Below are 9,599 nucleotides of genomic sequence, written 5' to 3'. Positions count from 1 at the left end.
TTATAGTACTAGGGCACAAAACATGGCTTACGTTCTTTTAATGATGCTAAACTCGAATAGACAGGCTCTCCATTTTTTTGGAGAGCTTTTCTTTTAGGATATGGTGATAAATCTATGAATATTAGTAAAGATTTTCAAGAAACTCGTAAGATGTCAAGTACAATTAACAATTGCGAATACATAACACCAAAAATTCTCGAGGCTATTTCCGAAGGCGTAATGATTACAGATATAAATAGCAAAATTATCGATGTGAATCCTGCTTTTGAATTTGTAACGGGTTACAAAAAGGAAGAGGTTGTTGGTAAAAAACCAGATGTATTAAGATCAGGTGTTCAAGGAATAGAATTTTATAAGAATATGTGGAGTGAAATAACTCATAATGGTGAATGGCAAGGGGAAATTTGGAACCGAAGAAAAACAGGTGATATTTATCCTGAATGGCTAAAAATTATGAGCATTCACGATGAAACTGATAGAATAATAGGTTATTGTGGTGTATTTTCAGATCTATCAGATGAAAAAGAGATAGAAAGTGAACTGAAAAAACGTGCAATGACAGATTCTCTGACTGGTGTTTCAAATCGTTTTGCCTATAGTGAACGTATGAATGTTTTATTGAATTCTTCTAAAAGCCATAATTATCAACATGCAGTCTTTTTCATTGATTTAGATAGATTTAAACAAGTGAATGATACATTAGGCCATGTAATTGGTGATCAGTTATTAATAGAAGTGACGAAGCGAATCCAAACATTACTTAAAAATAAAGATATTTTAGCTCGGTATGGTGGAGACGAATTCGTTATTACATTTACAGATATACATGATTCTCGTGAAGCTGTTTATTATGGGAAAAAGCTAGTTGAATTATTAGAAAAGCCTTTTTTAATTGAAGGTCAAAAAATATATATTTCTGCAAGTATAGGTATTAGTATTTATCCACATGATGGATTGGAAACGGAGATCTTAGTAAATAAAGCTGATAAAGCAATGTATTATGCTAAAGATAATGGTAAAAATCAATTTGTATTTTATTTTGATGAGTTAAAGACAGATGTAAAACGTGCTTTATTGTTAGACCAAGAGTTAAGAATGGCTATTAAATATAATTGTTTTGAGCTCTACTATCAGCCTAAAATAGATATAAGGGAGCATCGTATTATCGGAGTTGAAGCTCTTGTAAGATGGAAGAATGAAAGACTTGGCAATGTACCTCCATCAGAATTCATTTCTTATGCTGAAGAGACAGGGCTAATAATCCCAATCAGTGAGTGTATTTTAGAATGTGCTTGTACTGATGCTCATACGCTTGAAAGAAAAGGTTTCAGGAATTTACCAATAGCAATTAATATTTCAAGTATTCATTTTCATCAACAGAATTTTATTCATTCAATAGAAAAAATCTTAGAGAAAAATAACCTACCAGCTAGAAAGTTTGAGCTAGAACTAACAGAGCGAACTATTATGGAAAATGAAAGAGAAACGATTCTAAAGCTGATAACATTAAAGCAAATGGGATTTAAACTATCGGTAGATGATTTTGGCACTGGCTATTCATCACTTAGTTATTTAGTACAATTCCCGTTGGACTATTTGAAAATCGATAGAAGCTTTATTCAGCAAATTTGTTCATTAAACGATAAACAAGCAGTTGTAGATGCGATTATTCAAATGGCTCATCGTCTAAAAATGAAAGTAATTGCAGAAGGTGTAGAACAACGCGAGCAAGTAAAATTGCTCGGGAAATTAGATTGTGATATGATTCAAGGATATTATTATTCAAGACCTCTTCCATTGAAAGAGTTTATGGAGTTTCTTGAATTTTGGGAATTAGAGTTAGAAGGGAAATAAGTATGACAAAATATCAATTAGTAGCGACAGCAGCAATGGGCTTAGAATCTATTGTAGCGGATGAGTTAAAATCTTTAGGCTATACAACACATACTGAAAATGGCAAAGTCTATTTCGAAGGTGATGAAAAAGATATTGCTAAAACAAATTTATGGTTACGAGTAGCAGACCGTGTAAAAATTGTTGCAGGCAAATTTCCCGCCAAAACATTTGAACAGCTATTTGAAGGTGTTCGAGCAATCGAATGGGAAAAGTATTTACCAGTAGACGCTGAATTTCCCGTTACAGGTAAATCAGTTAAGTCAAAATTATTTAGCGTACCAGACTGTCAAGCAATAACCAAAAAGGCAATTGTGGAACGTATGAAATATTACTATAAACGACTTGGGTTCTTAGAAGAAACAGGTCCAAAATATAAAATTGAAGTATCTATTTTAAAAGATGTAGCAACTTTAACAATTGATACGAGTGGAGCCGGCCTTCATAAACGTGGTTATCGTTTGAACCAAGGTGAGGCACCATTAAAAGAAACGTTGGCTGCTGCCCTCGTACTCATCTCAAAATGGCATCCTAACCGTCCATTTGTGGATCCATTCTGTGGTTCAGGTACAATTGCATTAGAAGCTGCTATGATTGGGCAAAATATGGCACCAGGCTATAATCGTGATTTTATAAGTGAAGACTGGCCATGGATGAAACAAAAAATTTGGGACGAAGTACGTATGGAAGTAGAAGATTTAGCAAATTACGATCAGCCTCTTCAAATTTTCGGTTCAGACATTGATCATCGAATGGTTGAAATTGCAAAAGAAAATGCGCGTGAAGCAGGATTTGCTGATTTGATATCATGGAAGCAAATGCAGGTGACGGATTTTACCACTAATCTTACTGATGGTGTTATGGTAGGTAACCCACCTTATGGTGAACGTATTGGTGATAAAGAAGTACTAGAGAAAATGATTCGTGATATGGGCATGATGATGAGCAAATATCCTTCTTGGTCCGTATATATGCTATCATCAATGGAAAATTTTGAAGCTTTATATGGTAAAAAAGCTACGAAAAAACGTAAGCTCTTTAATGGATTTATCAAAACTGATTATTATCAATTTTGGGGAAAACGTACTCCAAAACACGATTAATCAAAAAATATAAAATATATTACTATTTAGTACTTAAAAAACATATTTTATATTGACATAAACTTGTCTATAATATTATAGAATCATTTTTGAATATGTATTAGACGGGAGGGGGGAACCCCTTCCGTTTCGTTGTCTGTATGAGAGGGGAATTTGAATGAGACAATCAATACCATTTGCCTTATCCAAAGATAAGTCTTTCTTTGATTCACTAGGAGACTGGATTGGCGATATTTTGTACGATGAACTACCTGAAAAAGGTTTAGAATGTCGTGATGAGCAAATTTTCATGGCATTTCAAATTGAAAAAGTATTAAAAGAAAAATCTGTACTGTTTGCTGAAGCAGGCGTAGGGACTGGAAAGACAATTGCATATCTCTTACCGGCAATAGCATATGCGCGTTATACAGGGAAACCAGCGTTAGTTGCCTGTGCAGATGAAACATTAATCGACCAGCTCGTAAAAGAGGGCGGCGATATAAATAAATTGCAAGAATTATTAGATTTAAATATTGACGTTCGATTAGCAAAATCTAGAGATCAATATTTATGTTTAAAACGTTATGAAGAAGCTGAAAAATTTTCTGATGGTGAATATTTAGATGATATTGCAGAAACAATTCCAGATGGTGTATTTGGACAAGGTACTTTAGGGTTGTATGGTCAACATAGTGATTATCCTAATATTAGTGATGAAGAATGGAACCTAGTAAATTATAATGCGATTCAACAATGTTCTGTCTGCGATCTTCGAAATCGTTGTGGACAAACTCTTCACCGAGCGCATTATCGTAAATCTACAGACTTAATCATTTGTTCTCAAGACTTCTTAATGGAACACATTGCAACAAAAGAGTCACGTGAGCGTGAAGGTCAATTAGCATTACTTCCAGAAGTATCTATGATTGTTTTAGATGAAGGACACTTATTGGAATATGCTGCGCAAAAAGCTATGACTTATAAAGTACAAGACTACACAATTGTACAATTACTTGATCACTTAATGGTGGATGGTTTACGTGAAAAGACCCTCATTACAATGGAACAATTACAAGATGGACACGAATTGTTCTTTGATCAGTTACGAGATGATGTGATTGAATCAGATGAAGATAGAAAACGTATAAAAAAATCACCAATGCTTATTAAATTAGGCAAAAAGATAATTGAAACAGTTGAAACTTTACTAGAAGAATTTGTGTTTGAATCCGAATTATACGTAATTCCAGAATACGAATTACGTATGGCCGAAGAATTTTTAGAACAATATGAAGCTGCTTTACGAATTTTTGTAGCACAAGGTGACGCTATTGATTGGTTAGAAGAAACGGATGGAGAAGAAACTTTAGTAATTATGCCACGCCTTATTACAGAAGTATTAGAGGAAAAAGTATTTTCTAAAAAAATTCCATATATATTCTCATCAGCAACTTTATCAATCAATAAAGATTTCAGTTATATCGCAGGCAGCTTAGGAATTAAAGAATATCAATCCTTCTCTGTTTCATCTCCATTTGATTATGAAGAAGCCATGCAGATATTCTTACATTATTTAAAACAATCGGAAAAGATACAAAGAGTTGAGAAATTGCTAGAAGAAGAAAAGCAAACCTTAATCTTATTTAAATCAAAACAAGCCATGCTAAGCTTTAAAGAGCATGTCCATGAATCCTTTAAATCTAAAATGGGCTTTGAAGGAGATCGAGAATTATCATCGATTGTCCGAGATTTCCAAGAAGGTAAATTACAAGTGCTTTGTTCCTACCATTTATGGGAAGGTTTAGATTTGCCAGAAGAAGCGCTAACTCGTGTGATTATTTTTGATTTGCCATTCCCACCAAATGATCCATTATTTGATGCTAAACGCGCATTTGCAGAAGATTCTTTCCGAGATGTAGATCTTCCGTTTATGTTATTACGAATACAGCAAGGTATGGGAAGACTTATTCGTACATCAAATGATTTTGGCGATATTCACATATTATTAAATGAAAACGAAGCACAATATAAAGATCAAATAGAGCCTATATTTGCTGTCCCAGCACAAGAATATAAATAACTATAATAATTATAAAAAGATCCGCATTCTCATTTGAGAAGCGGATCTTTTTTGGGGGAATTTTTAAATTACCAAAGCTTATAACCTTTAGAACCTAAAGGAGAATTTTGAATTATATCGTAGATTGGGAAAGTATAAGCGATTAAGATTAATGCTACTAAAATAACAATCCAAATTTTAAAGTTTTCTAAAATCGCTGGTGTTTTTTCAGCATTTTCTGCTACTGTTCCGATAGGGAATTCTTCTTCACCTTTAGGTGCAAACCAGCAAAGTTTTACAAAGATGAATAAGAAGATGATAATCCCGATGAATAATAATGTACCACCAACAGCTTGTGCCACTTGATAGGAAGCCCAAGTTTTAGCAATTTCAGCACCGCCGTAATCAGAGAATGCTGAACGACGAGGTGCGCCTAGTAAACCTTCAATATGCATAGAACTAGACATTATTGTCATACCTAAAGCCCAAATAATGGCTTGAATAATACCAAGTTGATTTAATTGTTTTGTTAATGTACGTCCTGTTAGGTGAGGGACTAACCAATAAGTTGCGCCAAAGAAAGTTAAAACTACTGCAGTTGCAACTGTTAAATGGAAATGCCCTGTTACCCAGATTGTGTTATGAATCAGTTGGTTCATTTGGTGAGAAGCATTAACAATACCACCAGCACCACCAGGGATGAAGATTAACATACCCATAAACGGTGCGAAGAATCGAGCATCGCCCCAAGGTAATTTTTTAAACCAACTAAATAAACCTTTACCGCCAAGTTCACGACCTCTTAATTCAAAAGAGGCAAATAAAGAGAATGCAGTTAAAAGTGATGGTATAACAACCATCATTGTTAAAACAACTTGTAAGAACTTCCATGATCCGTCAACACCTGGTTCAGTTAATTGGTGATGTAGACCAACTGGAATTGAGAAAATAACAAACATGATAAATGATAAACGAGCTAATGCATCGGAGAAGATTTTACCACCGATAACTTTAGGAACGACAACATACCAAACCATGTATGCAGGTAACAACCAGAAGTATACTAATGCATGACCAAATGACCAGAATAGTGTACGTGATAACAATATATCAATACGTTCAACTAGGCCGAGTGACCAAGGTAATAATTGGAATAAAACTTCAACGGCAACGCCAATTGTAGCTACAAACCACATTAAATTATTACAAACAACCATAAATGATAGAAGTGGAGATGTTTGGTTTGGATTTTCTTTACGCCATTGCATCCATCGAAGCGCTTGACCTAGACCACCAATCCAAGACCCTACTACAACAAGTGCTAAACCTAAATAGAAAATCCAGTGTGCTTGAAGTGGAGCATAAAATGTATAAAGAACAGATGCTTCATTTAAAAGGACCATAGTAGCTGACATTGCAGTACCAATTGTCATTGTCCAGAAGCCTATCCAACATATTAATCTTTGTTTTGGCGTTAATGTACCAGAAGTACGACTAACTCCTGCAATTTGGAAACCATAGATAAAGAATGTCGTTAAGATCAACCCTAGTAAAACACCATGAACGGTTAATACTTGATAATAACCAATGCCCCAAGGTAATTCGAAATGGCCTGAACGTACTAAAACTTGTAAGAGACCAGCTGTACCACCTAATAACAGAGCGATAAAAGCTACAAAAATATGAGCCATTGAAAGTTTAGCATCTTTAGGATCTACTTTTAAAATTTCCGCAGTTTTATTTGCCATTTTTCTTGAAACTGTTACATTTTCTTTAATTACTTTAGATTGATCGATTGTTGTTTGACTCATTTTTTATCCACCACCTTAAGCATAGAGTGCATTTGAGCATGACCAACACCACAATACTCATTACATACGATTAAGTACTCACCAGTTTTATCTACTGTTGTGGTGTATTCTGAAATGTAACCAGGTTCTAGCATCATGTTAACGTTTGTTCCTGAAATCTCAAAACCGTGAACAACGTCTTTAGAGGTAGCAATAAACTTTACTTTGGATCCTACAGGTACTTCTAATTCAGGTGGATTGTAATAGAAAGCAGAGGCCACAACTACTACTTCGTAATCCCAATCCTTTCCAGATACTTTATGTACACCTGGTTTGTTGAATGGTGCGATTTCATCAACCTTTTCGTGATTAATCGTATTCTTTGCACTCGGTGGATGGCTCCCATTATGAAATGCCATAATACCAGTAATCAATAAAAAAACGATTAGGGATCCAACACCGAATGTTAACCAATATTTTTCATACTTATGAAGATGCATAGTTTTCCCTTCTTTCTTTCAGTTTAAAAGCGATCAAGAAATAGACCAAAGCATGCAGCCCAAATGGCAACGATTATTATACCTACACCAGTGACTAGGTAAAGAGTGCCTTTTAAGTTTTCTTCTGGTTCGTGTTTGTTAGCCATAATATCCTCTCCTTTATTTAAGGCTTTCTTTTATTGCTCGAATTCATGATATAAAATATAAAGCGCTTTCGATGTGATAAAAGTCACACCTTAAAGCTGCATTTGTGAATGAAGTGTGAAAAAGAAATGATGAATTAGTGAAGAGATGTGGTAAGTTGTTTTTTAACCAGTTGTCATGCCCTTTTCAGTACAAAATAATTAGGTTTGAAAATAATTTCTAATTATTGGTTGAAATTACAGTTGTCTTAGTGTACTATCTAAATAGTACACTATAACGGAAGAGGCTAGAGTATGAGAAGATTTTGGGGATTATTCATTCGGGAGTGGCAAACATATTATAAGTGGTTATTATCCACATGTATTATTTGTATAGGAGTAACTGTAGGCATTCCTGTTTTAATAAAAAAATATATAGATGCATCTATAAATCAAGACAGTACCATTTTTATAATGGCGATAATAGTATGCATTCTTTCTTTTCTTATCGTATGTTTCCAATTTTTCACAAATCTCAAACATGAACTTCAACGTGTTGATATTTGGTTACATACCCCAGCACCATTTTATGAGTTAATAGGGGCAAAGGGTTTCTTTAGTCTTTTAACAAGTATAATTTTGACACTGATTATGTCTATTGAGGCAGTTATTGTTGCTTCTACCGAAAGTGATTTCTCGTTACTAGCGCAATTGGAATTTATTATTGGAATGATTTTCTTTTCTATAAGTTTCTTATTCAGTCTCTTACCTTTAACGCTATTAATGTTTTCGTGTTATGTAAAGATGAAAAAATGGATAGGGAAACTTTCCATTTTTACAGTGTTGATAATACTTTTTGGGATTGTTTATGGCTTGGTCAAAATAACAAGTTCAGCATTATATAGCAAATTATTTTTAACTGGTAAGAAATCAGGAGGATATATTGACAACTTTATTGATCCCATTGTTCAGGTATACGATGCTACTTTATTGGTTGATGACTTATATTGGCGTGAGGATCTATTAAATATATTCATATCTGTTTTAATGATTATTGTCAGCGTTAAATGGTGTAAAAAGGTGGTTACAGAATGACAGTGGATTTTTCAAGAGACAAACCTATTTACACACAACTTGTAGAAAAAATTTGTGGAGATATAATACGTGGAAATAGGAGATTAGGAGATAAAATGCCATCTGTACGTGAGTATGCGTTAGAAGTTGGTGTGAATGTTAATACAGTTCAAAGAGTATACAAGGAGCTGGAACAAATGGAATTAACTGAAACTAAACGAGGGCAAGGAACGTATATAACTAATGACAGGAACAAGGTGGATCATTTAAGAGAGCAGATGAAAGAAAAAATAGTTGAGCAATTTTTTCATAGTATTGAGGAATTTGGATTTACGAAAAAAGAAATAATGGAACAACTTCAAAAACAAGGAGAGGAAAATAAATGATTTCTGTCCAACAAGTGAAGTATCAATATGGCAAAAAAGTTGTACTTGAAGATGTTACGTTTACGTTGCCCGAAGGTAAGATTATTGGCCTAATCGGTGAAAATGGGTGTGGTAAATCTACTTTACTACGTTTGTTAGCAGGTGTTAAAAACCCTACTAAAGGAAAAATAGAGTTAGGTGGACAGGTAATAACACATCAAAGTGCTAAAGAAATAGCCTATTTGCCAGATATCGATGAATTCTATCCTCATTTAACTGGTGATGATATTTTTTCTTTCTATCAATCCCAATTTAATGACTTTTCAAAACAAAAAGCTGAGGAAATTGCGTTATTCTTACAGGTTGAAATCGACAAGAAAATGAAGAAGATGTCTAAAGGGCAAAGAGGACGCATTAAAATGGCAGCTACACTAGGCCGAAATGTTTCCGTTTATTTGATGGATGAACCTTTTTCTGGACTTGATCCGATGGTAAGGGAAGTTTTAATAAAGGGATTGATAAAGTTTTTAGATGGTAACAATCAAACCATTCTTCTGTCAACACATGAACTACATGAAGTGGAACCAATTCTAGATGGATTACTTCTATTAAAAGATGGCAAAGTTGCTTCTTTTGAAAACTTAGAAGTACTTCGAGAGGATTGGCAGCAAGATGCTACACAATGGATGAAAAAACAATATAGTAAAGGGTGAT

Annotated in this window: 9 protein-coding genes; 6 read left to right on the top strand and 3 right to left on the bottom strand. The window is 34.1% G+C overall.

The genetic code is table 11. From position 1 onward, the window contains the following. Nucleotides 1–114: 114 nt before the first annotated feature. The 3 genes from Q0977_RS15135 to Q0977_RS15125 all read left to right on the top strand — a co-directional run bounded on the left by Q0977_RS15135 (nucleotide 115) and on the right by Q0977_RS15125 (nucleotide 5,055). Complete coding sequence (locus tag Q0977_RS15135) at nucleotides 115–1,854, top strand: bifunctional diguanylate cyclase/phosphodiesterase (protein WP_299515463.1); 1,740 nt, start codon at nucleotides 115–117, stop codon at nucleotides 1,852–1,854. Between the two features lie 2 nt (nucleotides 1,855–1,856). Beyond that, nucleotides 1,857–2,996 (top strand): class I SAM-dependent RNA methyltransferase, encoded by a 1,140-nt coding sequence (locus tag Q0977_RS15130; protein ID WP_119415366.1) that lies wholly within the window; start codon nucleotides 1,857–1,859, stop codon nucleotides 2,994–2,996. A 157-nt stretch (nucleotides 2,997–3,153) separates the two neighbouring features. Next, nucleotides 3,154–5,055 carry an ATP-dependent DNA helicase gene (locus Q0977_RS15125; RefSeq protein WP_119415365.1) on the top strand — a complete coding sequence of 634 codons (1,902 nt, stop codon included), beginning with the start codon at nucleotides 3,154–3,156 and terminating at the stop codon, nucleotides 5,053–5,055. Between the two features lie 68 nt (nucleotides 5,056–5,123). On the opposite strand, the gene Q0977_RS15120 is transcribed toward Q0977_RS15125, so the two are convergent. Genes Q0977_RS15120 through Q0977_RS15110 form a run of 3 tightly spaced genes read right to left on the bottom strand, consistent with a single transcriptional unit; the run spans nucleotide 5,124 to nucleotide 7,470 of the window. After that, nucleotides 5,124–6,782 (bottom strand): b(o/a)3-type cytochrome-c oxidase subunit 1, encoded by a 1,659-nt coding sequence (locus Q0977_RS15120; RefSeq protein ID WP_119415400.1) that lies wholly within the window; start codon nucleotides 6,780–6,782, stop codon nucleotides 5,124–5,126. Between the two features lie 59 nt (nucleotides 6,783–6,841). After that, nucleotides 6,842–7,324, bottom strand: coding sequence for a cytochrome c oxidase subunit II (locus Q0977_RS15115; RefSeq protein WP_119415364.1), 483 nt, complete (start codon nucleotides 7,322–7,324; stop codon nucleotides 6,842–6,844). Nucleotides 7,325–7,347: 23 nt separating this feature from the next. Beyond that, nucleotides 7,348–7,470 carry a hypothetical protein gene (locus Q0977_RS15110; RefSeq protein WP_255416305.1) on the bottom strand — a complete coding sequence of 41 codons (123 nt, stop codon included), beginning with the start codon at nucleotides 7,468–7,470 and terminating at the stop codon, nucleotides 7,348–7,350. Nucleotides 7,471–7,761: 291 nt separating this feature from the next. Between Q0977_RS15110 and Q0977_RS15105 the strand changes: the two genes are divergently transcribed. From Q0977_RS15105 to Q0977_RS15095, 3 genes are read left to right on the top strand one after another with little or no spacing between them, the layout of a single operon-like run. Then, the gene (locus Q0977_RS15105; protein WP_119415363.1) at nucleotides 7,762–8,541 is read left to right on the top strand and encodes a hypothetical protein; all 780 of its coding nucleotides are present in this window, start codon (nucleotides 7,762–7,764) and stop codon (nucleotides 8,539–8,541) included. Further along, on the top strand, nucleotides 8,538–8,906 hold the full coding sequence (locus Q0977_RS15100; protein WP_119415362.1) for a GntR family transcriptional regulator: 369 nt from the start codon (nucleotides 8,538–8,540) through the stop codon (nucleotides 8,904–8,906). Before Q0977_RS15105 ends, Q0977_RS15100 begins: the two co-directional genes overlap by 4 nt. Next, nucleotides 8,903–9,598 carry an ABC transporter ATP-binding protein gene (locus tag Q0977_RS15095; protein ID WP_119415361.1) on the top strand — a complete coding sequence of 232 codons (696 nt, stop codon included), beginning with the start codon at nucleotides 8,903–8,905 and terminating at the stop codon, nucleotides 9,596–9,598. The genes Q0977_RS15100 and Q0977_RS15095 overlap by 4 nt, the downstream gene beginning before the upstream one ends. Nucleotide 9,599: the final 1 nt, after the last annotated feature.

The sequence above is a fragment of the uncultured Rummeliibacillus sp. genome, assembly GCF_934216135.1.
In the GTDB taxonomy this organism is placed as follows: domain Bacteria; phylum Bacillota; class Bacilli; order Bacillales_A; family Planococcaceae; genus Rummeliibacillus.
The sequence above is the reverse complement of the archived record's forward strand: the minus strand, read 5'-3'. Positions and strand labels throughout refer to the sequence as shown.

Excerpts from the sequence above, each read along its gene's own strand:
- Q0977_RS15130 (WP_119415366.1), top strand. The coding sequence starts at position 1,857 with ATGACAAAATATCAATTAGTAGCGACAGCAGCAATGGGCTTAGAATCT.
- Q0977_RS15100 (WP_119415362.1), top strand. The coding sequence starts at position 8,538 with ATGACAGTGGATTTTTCAAGAGACAAACCTATTTACACACAACTTGTA.
- Q0977_RS15105 (WP_119415363.1), top strand. The coding sequence starts at position 7,762 with ATGAGAAGATTTTGGGGATTATTCATTCGGGAGTGGCAAACATATTAT.
- Q0977_RS15135 (WP_299515463.1), top strand. The coding sequence starts at position 115 with ATGAATATTAGTAAAGATTTTCAAGAAACTCGTAAGATGTCAAGTACA.
- Q0977_RS15125 (WP_119415365.1), top strand. The coding sequence starts at position 3,154 with ATGAGACAATCAATACCATTTGCCTTATCCAAAGATAAGTCTTTCTTT.
- Q0977_RS15115 (WP_119415364.1), bottom strand. The coding sequence starts at position 7,324 with ATGCATCTTCATAAGTATGAAAAATATTGGTTAACATTCGGTGTTGGA.
- Q0977_RS15120 (WP_119415400.1), bottom strand. The coding sequence starts at position 6,782 with ATGGCAAATAAAACTGCGGAAATTTTAAAAGTAGATCCTAAAGATGCT.
- Q0977_RS15095 (WP_119415361.1), top strand. The coding sequence starts at position 8,903 with ATGATTTCTGTCCAACAAGTGAAGTATCAATATGGCAAAAAAGTTGTA.
- Q0977_RS15110 (WP_255416305.1), bottom strand. The coding sequence starts at position 7,470 with ATGGCTAACAAACACGAACCAGAAGAAAACTTAAAAGGCACTCTTTAC.